The following is a 15855-nucleotide window of genomic DNA, read 5'->3' on the forward strand; positions in this document are numbered from 1 at the left end:
AGATCACCATGACGAGCGTCGACACCGCCCGGGTGACGCCGGACCGGCCCGGGGCACAGGATGCCGAGCGACCCGGCCACACGCACTGCCCGTACTGCGCGCTGCAGTGCGCGATGAGCGTCACGCCCACCACGGGCGGCGTCGCCGAGGTGACGCCCGAGTGGTTCCCCACCAACCGCGGCGGACTATGCCGCAAGGGCTGGACCGCCGGCGACCTGCTCGGACACCCGGACCGGCTCACGACCCCGCTCATCCGGCGCGACGGGCGACTGCAGCCCTGTGACTGGGACACCGCCCTGGACCGGGTCGTCGACGGGATCCGGCGCGCGCAGGCGGCCGGCGGGCCGGACGGTGTGGCGGTCTTCGGCGGCGGCGGACTCACCAACGAGAAGGCCTACCAGCTGGGCAAGTTCACCAGGCTCGCGCTGGGCAGCCGGCTCATCGACTACAACGGCCGCTGGTGCATGTCCTCGGCCGCCGCGGCCGCCAACCGCAGCTTCGGCCTCGACCGCGGCCTGCCGTTCCCCGTCACCGACCTCTCGGGCGCCCGGGCCGTCCTGCTCATCGGCGCCAACCCCGCCGACACCATGCCCCCGTTCCTCCAGCACCTCGGCACCGCGGCCGCGGCGGGCGGGCTCATCGTGGCCGACCCGCGGCTCAGTGCGACCGCGCGGCGCGCCCTCGACGGGGGCGGTGTGCACCTGCGCCTGCGCCCCGGCACGGACGCGGCCCTCGCGCTGGGGCTGCTGCACCTCGTCGTCGTCACCGGGGCCGTCGACACGCGGTACCTCGCCGCCCGCACCACCGGATTCGAGGACGCGTGGGCGCACGCCGCCGCATGGCTGCCGGAGCGCACCGAGCGCGTCACGGGGGTCTCCGTCGCCCTCCTCGAGCGGGCGGTGCGGCTCCTCGCCGACGCCCGCGACGCCGGCGCCGGCAGCTACATCCTCACCGCCCGCGGCGCCGAACAGCACGCCGACGGCACCTCCGTGGTGGGAGCGGTGATCGCGCTGGCCCTCGCGTTGGGCCTGCCCGGCCGGCCGCGCACCGGCTACGGCACGCTCACCGGGCAGGGCAACGGGCAGGGCGGCCGGGAGCACGGCCAGAAGGCCGACCAGCTCCCCGGGTACAGGATGATCACCGACCCCGACGCCCGCACTCACGTCGCCGCCGTGTGGGACGTGGAACCGGAGCAGATCCCGGGCCCGGGCCTGTCGGCGTTCGAACTGCTCGACTCGCTCGGACAGCCCGGCGGACCCACCGCGATGCTCCTGCACGCCTCCAACCCGGTGGTCTCCGCGCCGGACGCCGACCGCGTCGCCGAGCGGCTGCGCGCGCTGGACACGCTGGTGGTAGCCGACTTCGTCCTGTCGGAGACCGCGGCGCTCGCCGATGTCGTGCTGCCCGTGCCGCAGTGGGCCGAGGAGGAGGGCACGCTCACCAACCTCGAGGGCCGCGTCCTGCGCCGCCGCCGGTCGATCACCCCGCCGGCCGGCGCGCGCGACGAACTGTGGATCTGGCACGAGCTCGCCCGCCGCCTGGACCGCGGGCCCGAGCGCTTCCCGACCGACCCGCGCGCGGTGTTCGACGAACTCGCCCGCGCCTCGGCCGGCGGCAAGGCCGACTACTCGGCCGTCGACTGGGACCGCCTCGACGCGGGGGAGGTGCTGCACTGGCCGTGCGGCGCCGACTCCCCGGCCGGCACCCCGCGACTGTTTCTCGACCGGTTCGCCACGCCCGACGGCCGCGCCCGCTTCATGATCGACGCCCCGCGGACCCCGGCCGAACCGACCGACGCCGCGTTTCCGCTGCTCGCCACCACCGGGCGGCTGCTCGCGCACTATCAGTCCGGCGCCCAGACCCGCCGTGTGGGCGAACTCGCCGCGGCCGAACCGCGGATGTGGGTGCAGGTCCACCCCGTCGTCGCCCGCGCGGCCGGGCTGACCGACGGCGCCGCCGCGCGTGTGGTGTCCCGGCGCGGCTCGGTCGAGGCCGAGGTCCGCTGCGACGAGGACATGCGCACCGACACCCTCTTCCTGCCGTTCCACTTCGCCGGCACCGGGCGGGCCAACCTGCTCACCCTGCCCGAGCTCGACCCGCACAGCCGGATGCCCGAGTTCAAGGTGTGCGCGGTGCGGCTGGAGGCGGCGGCGTGAGCGCGGCCGTGGTCCGGCAGGCACCCCGCCGCGTGGTGATCGTCGGCGCGGGGATGGCGGCCGCGCGCCTCGCCGAGGAACTGCGCGCGGGCGAGCCCGACCCGGCGCGGCTGTCGGTCACCGTGCTCGGCGCCGAGGCGGAGGAGCCGTACAACCGCATCATGCTCTCCCACGCCGCCGCGGCGTCCGGTGCTGCCGGGGCCCCCGGTGCTGCCGGTGGCGCGACCCCGGTGGCGCGGCTCAAGCCCGCCGGGTGGTGGGACCGTCACGACATCACCCTGCGCACCTCGGCGCCCGTCGCGGCGCTCGACCGCGTCACGTGCGAGGTCGAGCTCGCGGGCGGCGAGCGGGTCGGCTACGACCACCTCGTCCTGGCCACCGGCGCCGCGCCCCGCATCCCGCCCGTCGACGGCATCCGCTCACCCGGCGGCGGCCTCGCGCCCGGCGTGTTCACCCTCCGGGACGCCGCGGGTCAGAGAGAGCTGACCGCTCATCTCGCGGCCCACCCGGGGCCCGTCGCGATCGTCGGTGCGGGCTTCATCGGCCTCGAGGTCGCCTGCGCACTGGCCGCGGCCGGGCACGACGTCGTCGTCGTCCATCCCCGCGCCTGGCCCATGAACGGCTGCCTCGACGCCGGCGCCGGCGCCGTCCTGGTCCGCTCCCTCGCCGCGCTCGGCGTGCGGACGGTGACCGGCGCGCGCGCCACGAGCTGGGACGGGGCGACGTTGAGACTCGACGACGGCGAGGTGCGCTGCCGCACGGTCGTCCTCACCGCCGGGTCCGCGCCCCGGGCGGACCTCGCGCGCGACGCCGGCCTGGAGGTGGGCCACGGCGTGGTCGTCGACGACGAGCTCACCACCAGCGATCCCGCCATCAGCGCGATCGGCGACTGCGCTCAGCACCGGGGCGTCGTCAGCGGCCTGGTGGCCCCGGCGTGGGACCAGGCCGTCGTACTGGCCGCGCGACTGAGCGGCGCCGACCCCGACGCCCGATACTCCGGCGGCACCCCGGTCACCAGGCTCAAGGCGCACGGGCTCGACGTGGTCGCGCTGGGCGAGTTCGCGGAGGACGTCTACGGCTCGGCGGGCGGCGACGACGAGGCCACCGAGGTCACCACACTCTGCGAGCCCGCGCGCGGTCGCTACGCGCGCGTCGACGTGGTGGCCGGCCGCGTGGTGGGCGCCGCGTTGATCGGCCACCCCGAGCCGGTCGGCGTGCTCACCCAGCTGTACGAGAACGCCCTGCCCGTGCCGGACGACGTGGTGTCGGTGATCCTGGGGCGCGCCGAGGCGGTGGCCGCTCAGACGCCGTCGACCATGCCCGCCGCCGCGGTGGTGTGCCGCTGCAACGGGGTCAGCAAGGGCGACCTCGTCGCGGCGTGGGCCGACGGCGCCCGCGACCGCGACGCGCTGGCCGAGAGCACCCGCGCCGGAACGGGTTGCGGCGGGTGTTCGGCGGCGGTCGAGGGGATCTGCGGGTGGCTCGCGGCGGCGGGGTAGAGCGCAGCGGGTTAGGGCCGGGTGGAGGAATCGGACCAGTGGAGGAGACGGAGATGAGCGGCGCGACCGGCGGGCGGCGAAACACCCCGGCAACAGAGATCGGCCATGATGGGGGAGTGACCGATTCCGACGTGACCACCGCCGGCACCGATCTCCCGCTCCTGGGGCGCACGGTCGCCGTCACCGCCGCCCGGCGGGCCTCTGAGCAGCGCACCCTGCTCGAGCGCCGCGGCGCGACCGTCCTGCACGCGCCCGCGATGCACATGATCCCCATCGCCGAGGACTCCGTGGTCCGCGAGGCCACCGAGCGACTGCTCGCCACGCCCGCCGACCTCATGGTGCTCACCACCGCCGCGGGCGTGCGATGGTGGATGCAGGTGTGCGAGGAGTGGGGCCTGGCCGGGCAGCTGCTCGAGCTGATGGGTCGGATCCCGCTGTACTCGCGCGGTCCCAAGACGACCGGGGCGATCCGGGCCGCCGGCCTGCGGGAGCACGCCTCCGCGGTCAGCGAGGCCAGCCCGGAGCTCCTGGAGATGCTGCTCGAGCGGGGCGTCGCGGGGCTGACGATCGGCGTGCAGGTGCAGGGCGCGGGTTCCGGCTGGAACCCCATGGCCCCCCTGCTCGACGGCCTGCGGGACGCGGGCGCCGACGTGATCGAGGTGCCCGTCTACCGGTGGGAGCTCCCGGAGGATCTCGCCGCGCTCGACGAGCTCGTGACCACGATCGCCCGTCACGGCGTTGACGGCGTGACGTTCACCGCCGCGCCGGCGGTCGTGGCCGTGCTCTCGCGTGCGGACGCGCTCGGGCTGCTCGACGACCTGCTCGACGCGCTGCGCGGCCCCGTCGCCGCCCTGTGCGTGGGCCCGGTGACCGCGGCCCCGCTGGCAGACCTGGACGTGCCGTTCACCTGCCCCGACCGGATGCGCCTGGGTTCGCTCATGCGGCACACCACCGACGAGCTCGCCGCCCGGACGGCGCCGATCGACGTGGCCGGGCACCAGCTGACCGTGTGCGCGGCGGCGGTGCTGGTCGACGGCCGACCGGTCGAGGTCACGCCGGCCCAGCTCGCGCTGTTGCGGGTGCTCGCGCGGCGCCCGGGGGCGTGCGTGAGCAGGGACGAGCTGCTCGCGGCGCTGCCCGGCGACGGCACCGACCCGCACGCGGTGGAGACCGCGATGGGCCGCCTCCGCCGGGCGCTCGGCGTGCCGGACCTCGTGACGACCGTCGTCAAGCGCGGCTATCGGCTCACCATCTGAGCGGTCGCGGCGGCCTGCGACGGGCGCGGGCGGCTCGCGGCGGGGCGGCGGCCTTCGGCGGGTGCGGGCGGCTCGCGGCGGGGCGGCGACCTTCGGCGGGCGATCTCGCAGCGCGACTGCCGCGAGGTGCGCTGGCTCTTCGGCTCGCGCTGGCTGAAGGGTCCATTCGGCCAGCGCACCCGGGCTGTGTTCGAGCAGTCCGGCAGCGTAGGTCGAAGAGGCAGCGCGATCGGGCGGGGTCGCGCTGCCTCTTTGTCAGCGGCCGGGCGTTCCCGCAGCGCATCCGCTCGGCTGCGGGCCTCCTGCGGGCCGGTGTGGCCTCCGGCGAGCTCGCAGCGCGAGTCCCGCGAGGTGCGCTGGCTCTTCGGCTCGCGCTGGCTGAAGGGTCCATTCGGCCAGCGCACCCGGGCTATGTTCGAGCAGTCCGGCAGCGTAGGTCGAAGAGGCAGCGCGACCGGGAGTTCGCCCTACGCAGCGGTGGCGCGGGCGTGGCGGACCGCGGGCTCGGTCGCCACGTAGACCGTGCCGTCCTCGGCGACCCGGGTGGGGAACACCGAGATCCCGCGGGACGGGTCGTCGAGGCCGCGACCGTCCTCGAGCGCGTACGCCTGCTTGCCGATGGGCGAGATCACGGCGGGGACGCCAGCACGGTCGCCCACGAGCCCGCGGCTCATCACGGCCGCCCGGGCGACGGGATCGATGTTGCAGACGGCGTGCACCTCGCCGTCGTCGAGCTTGTACACCGCCACCTGGCGCCCGTCGGGCAGCAGGGCGGCGACCCCGCGCCCGGCGATGAGGCGGTCGACAGCGCAGACGGCGATCTCGGGGGCGGCGCCGGCGCGGGCGGGGCGGGACAGGGTTGCGGTCATGGCGAACTCCTCGGGTGTGGGCGGGTGGATGTCGGGTCGAAGGCGGGGACGGGGGCCCGGCGCGTCGGGCGCGTGTGCTCAGCTGCGGACGGGCATGGCGGGGGAGCCGAGCAGCACCGGCACCTTGCGGCCGTCGCGCTGCTCGAACTGCACGGTGGGGTCCGGTGCCTCGGGGGCGTTGACGAACGAGACGAACCGGGCGAGCTTGTCGGGATCGTCGAGCACGGCCGCCCACTCGTCCACGTAGCCGGCGACGTGCGCCTCCATGCGTTCCTCGAGCTCGGCGGCCAGGCCGAGCGAGTCGTCGCACACGACCTCCCGTAGGTGGTCGAGCCCGCCCTCGAGCGCCTCGAGCCACGGCGCCATGCGCTGCAACCGCTCGGCCGTCCGGACGTAGAACATCACGGTGCGGTCGATGTAGCGGATGAGCTGGTCGTCGGTGAGGTCGCCGGCCAGCAGCTGGGCGTGCCGCGGGGTCGCGCCGCCGTTGCCGCCCACGTACAGGTTCCAGCCATTTTCGGTGGCGATCACGCCGACGTCCTTGCCCCGGGCCTCCGCGCACTCGCGCGCACACCCGGACACGGCCATCTTGATCTTGTGCGGCGCCCGCAGTCCGCGGTAGCGGGTCTCCAGCAGCACAGCCATCGCGACCGAATCCTGCTGCCCGTACCGGCACCAGGAGGTGCCCACGCAGCTCTTGACCGTGCGCAGCGACTTGCCGTACGCGTGCCCGGACTCCATGCCCGCGTCCACCAGACGCCGCCAGATGGCGGGGAGCTCCTCGACGCGGGCGCCGAACATGTCGATGCGCTGGCCGCCGGTGACCTTGACGTACAGGTCGTGGGCGCGGGCGATCTCGCCGATCACGATGAGCTGCTCGGCCGTCACCTCGCCGCCGGGCATCCGCGGCACCACCGAGTAGGTGCCGTTCTTCTGGATGTTGGCCAGGAAGTGGTCGTTGGTGTCCTGCAGCGCCGCCTGCTCACCGTCGAGGACGTGGTCCGAGCTGGTCGAGGCGAGAATCGACGCGACCGTCGGCTTGCAGATGTCGCAGCCGATCCCGCGCCCGAAGCGCCCGATCAGGCCGGAGAACGTGCGGATGCCGGTGACGGTGACGATTTCGTACAGCTCCGAGCGGGACTGGTCGAAGTGCTCGCACAGCGCGGTGGACTGCTCGACGCCCTCGGCCTCGAGGACCTGACGCATGAGCGGAAGGCAGGAGCCGCACGAGGTGCCGGCCCGGGTGCACGCCTTGAGGGCGGGCACGTCGCACGCGCCGCCGCAGATGGCCTCGCGCAGGTCGCCCTTGGAGACGGCGTTGCACGAGCAGATCTGCGCGTCGTCGGGCAGCGCGTCCACGCCGACGCCGGAGTCGGCCGCCGCGCCCGGGGTGATGAGGGACAGGGGGTTGGACGACGGCAAGGTGCGGCCCAGCAGGGGCTTGAGCAGCTGGTAGGGGCCCGCGTCGCCGACGAACACGCCGCCGAGCAGGGTCAGGGCGTCGTCGCTGAGGACGAGCTTGTTGTAGGTGCGGGCGACCGGGTCGTCCACCACCACCTCGAGGCAGTCGGGCGTACGCCCGTGGGCGTCGCCGAAGCTGGCCACGTCGACCCCCATGAGCTTGAGCTTGGTGGCGAGGTCGGCCCCGGTGAACTCGGTGCCGGCGTCGCCGGTGATCTGGCCGGCCGCGACCTCGGCGGAGGTGTATCCGGGCCCGACCAGGCCGTAGCAGGTGCCCTCGATGGCCGCGCACTCGCCGATCGCGTAGACGTGCGGGTCCGAGGTGCGGCAGGCCCGGTCGGTCAGCACGCCGCCCCGCTCGGCCACGGCGATCCCCGCCGCGCGGGCGAGCTCGTCACGGGGCCGGACTCCGACGGAGAACACGACGAGGGCCGCGTCGACGACATCCGTCTCGCCGTCGTCGGAAGTCAGGGCGACCCGGAGCCCGGCGTCACCGGACGCCGACGCGTCGCCACCCCCCGCGGCGGCCGCGCCGTCACCCCCCGCGGCGTCCGCCTCGCCGGCGGCGCTCTCCTCGATGACCGTGTCGGTCACGCTGAGGTGCACGTCGATGCCGCGGTCGCGGATGAGGTCGCACAGCAGGGCGCCGCCGCGGCCGTCGACCTGAACGGGCATGAGCCGGTCGTTGCGCTCGACGACGTGCGGGACGAGGCCGAGCAGGCTCAGCGCGTTGGCGGCCTCGATGCCCAGCAGGCCGCCGCCGACCACCACTCCGTGCGCGCCAGCACCGGCCCGCTCGGCGGCCGCGCGGATCGCGTCGAGGTCGTCGAGCGTGCGGTAGACGTGGCACCCGGGCAGGTCGTGGCCCGGGACGGGCGGGACGAACGCGCGCGAGCCGGTCGCCAGGACCAGCGTGTCGTAGTCGACGTACTCGCCGGAGTCGAGTTCCACGCGCCGGGCGGCGGTGTCGATCGCGGTGACGAGCCGGCCGGAACGCACGGTGACGCGGGGGTCACCGGAGTGCCGCGCGTCGTCGAGGTGCAGGGCGTCGCGCTCCCACGCGCCGACGTAGGCGGACAGTCCCACACGGTCGTAGGCGGGATCGGGTTCCTCGCCGATCACCGTGACGGCCACGTCGGCGTCGGCGTACCGCGAGCCGAGGGTGGAGACGAAGCGGTGGGAGACCATCCCGTGCCCGACGACGACGATGTGCTCAGTCATTCCTGGACCTCCTTGGCGAGCCTGTGCGGAACAGGTTAGGAAGGAGGTGTTGCGATGCTGTGGCGTCGGATCACGGTCCCGTGACGCTTATTTCACACCGGTCCCGCCGCCGGGTGAGGGGCCGGTCCGCGGGCGCGCGGCGGCGGAGTGCGGCGCGCCGGGCGGGCGGCTCAGTCGAGGGGGAGCAGGCTCGTCGGCACGGCCTGGACCTCGGTGACGCGATCGATGTTCTGCCGCAGCCGCTCCCACTCACCCGAGGGGATCTCCTTCTCCAGCCGGCGCAGCGCCGCCTTGTCGGAGGTGGCCCACGCGACGGGCATGGGGGAGATGAACTGGTAGAGGTTGTCGCGGCCGCGGGCGCTCCGGTTGCCCACCACAGCGACGCAGGGCACGCGCTCGCCGACCCTGGACTCGTGGCCCGGGATCGGGCCGCAGTTGCGGGCCACGAGGGCGGGCAGCTTCCCGGCGGACCGGTCGACGGCCCGGTCGACCAGCGCCAGCAGGGTCACGCCGCGCGGGCGGACCTCGGCGATGACGGCCGGGACGAGCTCGGAGGTGGAGTAGGTGTGCTGCATCGACCCCATCTTGCGGGGGATGTAGCCGACCATCGCGAGGCAGCCGATCGCGAACGCGCCGGCCACCACCGCGATGATCCAACCCCACGCCGCGAACTCCGCATAGACGAGCATGCCGATGCCGGCGGCGAGCACGATGACGCCGAGGATGCCCGCCGACCACTGCAGGCGGCGTACCTCGGCGAGGCTCTCGTTGTTCTTGCGGACCCAGGCGTCGTCGACGGGGATGTCGGCGAGGCGGTACTGCTCGTGCGGGTTGCGGGGGGAGCGATCGGCGGCCATGGCGCCCAGTATCCCAGCACCCGCGACTGCCGGGCCCGCGGGTGATCGCGGCGGAGCCCGGTCGCCCCCCCGGGGCCGGGCCGACCTCGGGCCTCAGCCCACCTCGGGGAGGGGCGGGCCGAGCAGGTCGTCGGCGTCGACGATCCGGTAGGCGTAACCCTGCTCGGCGAGGAACCGCTGGCGGTGCGCGGCGTACTCGGCGTCGAGGGTGTCGCGGGCGACGACCGAGTAGAAGTGCGCCTGCCCGCCGTCGTGCTTGGGCCGTAGCAGTCGACCGAGCCGCTGCGCCTCTTCCTGACGCGAGCCGAACGTGCCCGACACCTGCACCGCGACGCTGGCCTCGGGCAGGTCGATCGAGAAGTTGGCGACCTTGGACACCACGAGCGTGGAGATCTCGCCGGCGCGGAAAGCGTCGAACAGCTTCTCGCGCTCCTTGTTGGAGGTCGAGCCCTGGATGACGGGCGCGTCCAACTCCGCGCCGAGTTCCTCGAGCTGGTCGAGGTAGGCGCCGATCACCAGGGTCGGGGCGCCAGCGTGCCTGTCGAGGATCTTTCTTACCACGGGGATCTTGGTGCGGGCGGTCGAGCACAGCTTGTACTTGTCCTCGGCCTCGGCGGTCGCGTACAGCATCCGCTCGTTCTCGGTGAGCGTCACGCGCACCTCGATGCAGTCGGCGGGCGCGATCCACCCCTGCGCCTCGATGTCCTTCCACGGGGCGTCGTAGCGCTTGGGGCCGATGAGGGAGAACACGTCGCCCTCGCGGCCGTCCTCGCGCACGAGCGTCGCGGTCAGGCCGAGGCGGCGGCGCGACTGCAGGTCGGCGGTCATGCGGAACACGGGCGCGGGCAGCAGGTGCACCTCGTCGTAGATCATCAGGCCCCAGTCGCGGGAGTCGAACAGCTCCAGCGCCCGGTGCACGCCCTTGGTCTTGCGGGTGACGACCTGGTACGTGGCGATGGTGACGGGCCGGATCTCCTTGCGCTCACCGGAGTACTCGCCGATCTCGTCCTCGGTGAGGGTGGTGCGGGCCAGCAGTTCGCGTTTCCACTGGCGCCCGGCGACGGTGTTGGTCACCAGGATGAGCGTGGTGGCCTTGGCCTTGGCCATCGCGGCCGCGCCGACCATCGTCTTGCCGGCGCCGCAGGGCAGCACGACCACGCCGGAGCCGCCCGCCCAGAACGAGTCGGCGGCCATCTGCTGGTAGTCGCGCAGCTCCCACTGCTCCTCCTCGGTGGACAGCGCGATCTCGTGGGCCTCGCCGTCGACGTAGCCGGCGAGGTCCTCGGCGGGCCAGCCCACCTTGAGTAGCTCCTGCTTGAGCCGGCCGCGCTCGGAGGGGTGCACGATCACCGTGTCCGCGTCGATGTCGGCGCCGAGCATGGGGGCGATCTTCTTGTGCCGCTTGACCTCGGCGAGCACGGCGGAGTCGAGAGAGACGAGCGTCAGGCCGTGGACCGGGCTCTTGACCAGCTGCAGCCGGCCGTAGCGCGCCATGGTCTCGGCGATGTCCACGAGCAGCGGCTGCGGCACGGGGAAGCGCGAGTAGGAGACCAGCACGTCGACCACCTGCTCGGCGTCGTGCCCGGCGGCCCGGGCGTTCCACAAAGCCAGCGGGGTGATCCGGTACGTGTGGACGTGCTCGGGCGCGCGCTCGAGCTCGGCGAAGGGGGCCAGCGCCTGTCGGGCGTCGGCGGCCTGCTCGTGGTCGATCTCCAGCAGCACTGTCTTGTCCGACTGGACGATCAGCGGTCCACCGCTCACTTCGGGCCTCCTCGGGTCTCTCGACGGGCCCGCGTGGGCCCGACCCTCCATTGTCCAGAAATCCGCGTCAGCGCGTGGGTTCGACGTCGGAGACGGAGATCACCCGGTGCAGCGGCAGGACGACGGGCTCTGCCGAGTCCGGTTCGATGCCCTCGATCCGGCCGCCGCCGACGGAGGCGGGGACGACCAGCCGGGCGGAGGAGCGGCCCGCGGCGTCGACCACGGAGACGGTGACGGCGGTGCCGGTGCCCGCGGCCTCGTGCAGGCGGGCGATCGCGGCTTCGCCCGTGTATGCGCCCGCGGAGGCGCCGCGCGCCGAGCGCACGCGGTCCGCGGAGCGCATCGCCGCGACCGCCGCCCGCAGCTCGGAGGTGGTGGGCGCGCGGGTCGGGACGCGGGGCGCCCGGGTGGTGCGGGACTCGCGGACGCGGGCGGCCGGCCGGGACAGCGCGACGACCGCGCCGGACGTGTCCTCCACGACGGGGGCGAACCCGTGCGCGCGCAGCGCCTCGACCAGGTCGAGCGGCCGGGCCTGGGAGACCAGGACGGTGGGCGCGACCGAGCGCAGTGCGGCGCTCTCCGCCACCGGCGAGCCGAGGACCTGCGCGACGAGGGACGGATCGTCGCAGCGGATGAACGACAGGGCGGTGCCTACCCGCAGGCGCCCGTGGCGGCGGGCGACGTCCTCGATGAGGTAGTCCAGTGACTGCGGGACCGGGGTGACGGACGTGCGGGCGAGCATCTCGCGGATGCCCGCGGCCGTGCGTCCGGCGTCGAGCGCGCGGCGCAGGGACGTCTCGGTGACGCGGTAGGTGGTGGCGGCGCCGGCGGACTCGACGTCGGCGAGGAGGGCGAACTCCGCCGCCAGCTCCGGGGTGAGGGGGCCGGGGGCGAGGATCGTCAGGTCCGCCTGGACGATGACCTCCGACACCGGGTCGGGCAACGCGGCGGTGAGGATCGGTTCGAGGTCCTCGACGACCGCGCCGCCGGAGTCGCCGGAGACACCCGCGCCAGAGCCCCCCGCGCCGTGGGTGGCGTCGACCAGGTGGCGGGCGGCCGAGGTGGCCACGGTCCCGACGACGAGTCCCATCCGTCGCGCCTCGGCGACGGTCTCCGAGACGGGCCGCGCACCCGCGCGCGAGAACCACACCGGCGCCGACCAGCGCACCACCTCGGGCAGCAGGGCGTCGGCGGGTTCGGCCGCGGGGTCCAGGGCGGCCAGCGCCTTCAGGACACGGCCGCGTTCGGTCGGTCCGGGCGGGCCGACGGGCTCGCCCAGCGCGGGCAGGGTCCCGCCGCCCTCGAGTTCGGAGCCGACGCGCCACGGCGTGCGCGGCATCGACCACCACGCCACGACCAGCTCCGCCCAGCGGCGAGCGGGCTCGCGCGCCGACCACACGTCCGCGGCCTCGGTGGGCGCCCACACCGAGTCGTAGTCGACGTCTCCGACCTCGGCGTCGCCGACCGCGATGAGCCCGGCGGCCGCGAGGACCTCGAGCAGCAGGGGCAGCTCGGCCTCCTCGAGCCCGGCCGCGCGCGCCACCCGGCGCAACTCGCGGACCCCCACGCCGCCGGCTTTGAGGGTGGCCGCCGGGGCGATCGAGAGCGCCGCCAGCACCGAGTCGCAGCGGTGGAGCAGGTCGAGGGCCGCCACCCCGCCGGAGGCGTCCACCTCGCGGGCCCGCCCGGCGCCCGCCCCGGCGCGGGGCGTCGCCCAGGCCGGGGGGTGGAGCAGCGTCGAGCCGTCCGCGCGGGCCCCGTGGCGCGCGCGGTCGAGGGCGTGGGCGCGGGGCACGACCCGCTCGGCGTCATCGTCACCGGTGAGCTCCGCCAGACCCGCCTCGGCGAGTTCGACCGCGGCCGCGCGCACGGACCCCGACGCGCCGGGCCCCAGCGCTCCGGCCGGGACGCGCCCGCGGGCGATGGCCTCGAGGACCCCCGCCGCCGCGGAGGACAGTCCGCCCCACGCCGCCTCGAGATCGGCCCCGGCGGGTTCGCCCGGATGAGGGGCCACCACGGGAGCCGACCGGACCGCCACCGCCGTGACGGGCACCATCCGCGCCGAGCCCTCCTCGCCCCAGATCAACGCGAGTTCGCGGAGACGGGCCACGGCGGCGTGGAAGACGGGCTCGTCGTCGTCGACACCCAGTCGCCCCGACACCGCGCCCAGCGGTACGGCCCCGGAATCGGCGCCGGCCGCGGCGGCCGCGGCCGACACGAGCAGCTCCGGCCAGGACAGCGTCCCCACCGCCCGCGCGGTGGACGCCGGCAACCGCAGGCGCGACGCCAACACGTCCAGCGACGCGGGCGGGGGAGTGGCCACGTCCGGGCGCAGCTCGCACACGCGCACGAGGGCATCGTCGGACAACCCGGCAAGCCAGGCGGGGAAGTCCGGTGCGTCGGCGGCGGCGCGGGAGGCGGCGCCGCGGGAGGTGGCTCGGGAGCTCGGCATGATCCGTCCCAGCCTAGTGAGACCGCGGCGGCCGTGAGAACCGGTCCGCGTGGGAATCGACCCACCTGCTGCCGAATCGGGTCGGAGGTGAGAGAATACAGGCGTGGCTGCCAAGAAGAATCTGACCTATGACAACCCGGGTTGGCCCGACGCCTCGTACGGCGAGCACCCGGTCACCGAGCTCGCCGCGCTGGTCGCGGGAGGCCTGTCGCCGTTCGGGCAGGAGACCTTCCCGCTCCCGCAGGAGCGGCTCGGGTACATCCACCCGTACACCGAGATCAACGGCGCGCCCTGGGTCGCCTGAGATCCGACCTCCGGCGGCGCGCCGGGGAACGCGAGAAGGGCCGCCACTCCCTGTAGGGGGTGGCGGCCCTTCTCGTGGTCCGGGGACCGCTCGGCGGGTGTCGCCGGTGTCAGTTGGCCAGGTAGGTGGCGACGAAGCCGTCCACCAGGTCCTGGTTGCCCGCATAGGCGGCGTCGACGGCGGCCTTGTTGGCCTCGTAGCCCTCGGTGATCGGGAGGAAGACACCGCGGCTCTCGGCGAACGTCTTGAGGGTGGCCACGTGATCGGCGGCGCTGACCTCGGCCGGCGCGGCCTGGGCGGCCGTATCGGCGTGCGGGCGCGGGGCGGGGGCCGGCGTCGGGGTCGACAGGTCACGCGGGGTGGGGGCGGAGTTCAGGCCCAGCTTGGCCGAGCAGGCGGGCCAGGCGCCCCAGCCCTGGCCGGCGAGGGTCTTCTCGGCGATCGCGATCTGCTGCTCGCGCGTGGCCTGGTTGGCCGTCGGCGCGTACTGCGTGCCGCCGTAGGCGGCCCAGGTGCTCGGCGAGAACTGCAGGCCGCCCTGGTAGCCGTTGCCGGTGTTGATGGCCCAGTTGCCGCCGGACTCACACTGGGCCAGGCGGTCCCAGTCGGAGTCGGGCGCGGCGTTGGCGGCCGGCGCGAGGGCCAGGCCCGCGGCGGAGAAGGCGGTGCCGGCGAGCACGACCTTGACGGCGTTCTTGGGCGCGGAGGAGGGGGTGGCGGCGCGGTGGCGTCCGGTGTACGAGGTCATGTACGCGTCAGTCCTTTTCACTCTGTGCCTACGAGGTGAGCTGTCGGGTTCGGAAACGAGTGCGTCCGGCCGCCGTCGGCGGCTTCACCCCAAGGCGACCTGCGGTCGCCGGGCCCGTCGTGGGCCCTGTCGGGTCCCCCGTCCCCGCCCGGGTAATGGTCACAGTGGCGTCGGCCGCAGGGCGGGGTTCGGTGGGTGCGGCCGATGCCGACTCGCTGACGAGTCTGCTACGGAACAGTAGCGGTTCGATGCCGGATCGTCACCATTTCGAAATAAAAGGAGGTCGCCCGAGCGGGGATCACTCGCTGTTATCTGCTCGTTACCTGGGTTGTTACCGAATGGGTGGGATTGGTCACACCCTGGGCGGCCGCGACCCCAGGATGGCGTACGCGAGACCCAGCAGGAAGCCCACCGGCGTGAAGAACATCGCGCCGAGGTAGAGGATCGTCGGAGCGTCACGATCGAGCACGAACGGCGTCAGTGCGGCGGCGATCGTGAAGACGACTCCGATCGCGAAGATGATCAGCGCGGCCACGAACAGCCCGCGGCGACGCGGTCTCGCGGGCGCGTGCGCGTCACCGGGGGCGGGCGCGTCGGGTGTCCAGGGGTCGTCGGCCGGGCGTCGATCGTCGGAGGTCACACAGGGGAGGGTACCGCTCGCCTCGCAGTCGTCACCAACGCGCACGAGGGTAGTCTCTGGTCGTCAGTGGAGTTGTCGGTCGCGCCCGTGCGCGCCCGGGACGGAAGGTGGTTCGCGGTGCCCAGCGGCAAGGTCAAGTGGTACGACGCGGAGAAGGGGTTCGGCTTCCTGTCCCAGGAGGGCGGCGAGGACGTCTACGTACGCGCGGACGCGCTCCCCGCCGGCGTGGAGACCCTGCGTCCCCGTCAGCGTGTGGAGTTCGACATGGTCTCCGGACGCCGCGGTCCCCAGGCGCTGCGCGTGGTGGTGCACGACGAGCCGACCGTCGCCGAGGAGCGCACCCCGCGCGGCGGACCCAGGCGCTCGCCCGACGAGCTGCACGGGATGGTCGAGGACATGATCAAGGTGCTCGAGTCGACCGTTCAGCCGGAGTTGCGCCGCGGTCACCGGCCGGACCACAAGATCTCGAGCCGCGTGGCCTCGGTTCTGCGCGCGGTCGCGCGCGAGCTGGACGCCTGATCCCGGTAGAGCGACGGGGCGGGCCACGAGCCGGTGCGCGGGGCGGGCCACGGTGAGCGGGCTGCCGGGCCGGTCGAGCCGGTGGCTCCGGTCGGTCGGGACCCCGTGCGTT

At 74.4% G+C, this 15855-nt stretch carries 12 protein-coding genes and 1 riboswitch; of the genes, 5 read left to right on the top strand and 7 right to left on the bottom strand.

Translation table 11 applies throughout. The features are described from left to right. The first annotated feature begins 8 nt into the window (after positions 1–8). The 3 genes from A6035_RS04285 to A6035_RS04295 all read left to right on the top strand — a co-directional run bounded on the left by A6035_RS04285 (position 9) and on the right by A6035_RS04295 (position 4911). The gene (locus A6035_RS04285; protein ID WP_108846758.1) at positions 9–2156 is read left to right on the top strand and encodes a molybdopterin oxidoreductase family protein; all 2148 of its coding nucleotides are present in this window, start codon (positions 9–11) and stop codon (positions 2154–2156) included. Beyond that, positions 2153–3655, top strand: a complete 1503-nt coding sequence (locus A6035_RS04290; protein ID WP_108849066.1) for an FAD-dependent oxidoreductase — start codon at positions 2153–2155, stop codon at positions 3653–3655. The genes A6035_RS04285 and A6035_RS04290 overlap by 4 nt, the downstream gene beginning before the upstream one ends. 116 nt (positions 3656–3771) lie before the next feature. Further along, positions 3772–4911: a uroporphyrinogen-III synthase gene (locus A6035_RS04295; protein WP_244192535.1), complete on the top strand. Its 1140-nt coding sequence runs from the start codon at positions 3772–3774 to the stop codon at positions 4909–4911. A gap of 467 nt (positions 4912–5378) precedes the next feature. Here the strand turns inward: A6035_RS04295 and nirD are convergent, their stop codons facing one another. The 5 genes from nirD to A6035_RS04320 form a co-directional block, all read right to left on the bottom strand. Then, a complete protein-coding gene (gene nirD, locus A6035_RS04300) occupies positions 5379–5780 on the bottom strand; it encodes a nitrite reductase small subunit NirD (protein WP_108846759.1) in 402 nt (133 codons plus the stop codon). A gap of 78 nt (positions 5781–5858) precedes the next feature. Then, positions 5859–8462 carry a nitrite reductase large subunit NirB gene (gene nirB, locus A6035_RS04305; RefSeq protein WP_108846760.1) on the bottom strand — a complete coding sequence of 868 codons (2604 nt, stop codon included), beginning with the start codon at positions 8460–8462 and terminating at the stop codon, positions 5859–5861. Positions 8463–8632: 170 nt separating this feature from the next. After that, positions 8633–9319 carry a DUF3239 domain-containing protein gene (locus A6035_RS04310; RefSeq protein WP_063974134.1) on the bottom strand — a complete coding sequence of 229 codons (687 nt, stop codon included), beginning with the start codon at positions 9317–9319 and terminating at the stop codon, positions 8633–8635. 93 nt (positions 9320–9412) lie between these two features. After that, positions 9413–11080 (bottom strand): DNA repair helicase XPB, encoded by a 1668-nt coding sequence (locus tag A6035_RS04315; RefSeq protein WP_108846761.1) that lies wholly within the window; start codon positions 11078–11080, stop codon positions 9413–9415. Between the two features lie 67 nt (positions 11081–11147). After that, positions 11148–13532 (bottom strand): helicase-associated domain-containing protein, encoded by a 2385-nt coding sequence (locus A6035_RS04320; protein WP_108846762.1) that lies wholly within the window; start codon positions 13530–13532, stop codon positions 11148–11150. A gap of 103 nt (positions 13533–13635) precedes the next feature. Here A6035_RS04320 and A6035_RS04325 point away from each other — a divergent pair, with 103 nt between their 5' ends. After that, positions 13636–13836: a hypothetical protein gene (locus tag A6035_RS04325; protein WP_108846763.1), complete on the top strand. Its 201-nt coding sequence runs from the start codon at positions 13636–13638 to the stop codon at positions 13834–13836. A gap of 109 nt (positions 13837–13945) precedes the next feature. Here the strand turns inward: A6035_RS04325 and A6035_RS04330 are convergent, their stop codons facing one another. Both A6035_RS04330 and A6035_RS04335 read right to left on the bottom strand, forming a co-directional pair. Beyond that, on the bottom strand, positions 13946–14584 hold the full coding sequence (locus A6035_RS04330; protein WP_108846764.1) for a transglycosylase family protein: 639 nt from the start codon (positions 14582–14584) through the stop codon (positions 13946–13948). Between the two features lie 11 nt (positions 14585–14595). Continuing rightward, a riboswitch (cyclic di-AMP (ydaO/yuaA leader) is annotated at positions 14596–14755 on the bottom strand. Positions 14756–14936: 181 nt separating this feature from the next. Further along, complete coding sequence (locus A6035_RS04335) at positions 14937–15224, bottom strand: hypothetical protein (protein WP_108846765.1); 288 nt, start codon at positions 15222–15224, stop codon at positions 14937–14939. Between the two features lie 117 nt (positions 15225–15341). On the opposite strand from A6035_RS04335, the gene A6035_RS19145 reads away from it, so the two are divergent. Then, entirely contained in the window at positions 15342–15743 is a 402-nt protein-coding gene (locus A6035_RS19145; RefSeq protein ID WP_108849068.1) for a cold-shock protein, read from the top strand. Positions 15744–15855: the final 112 nt, after the last annotated feature.

Source organism: Dietzia lutea, from assembly GCF_003096075.1.
GTDB lineage: Bacteria > Actinomycetota > Actinomycetes > Mycobacteriales > Mycobacteriaceae > Dietzia > Dietzia lutea.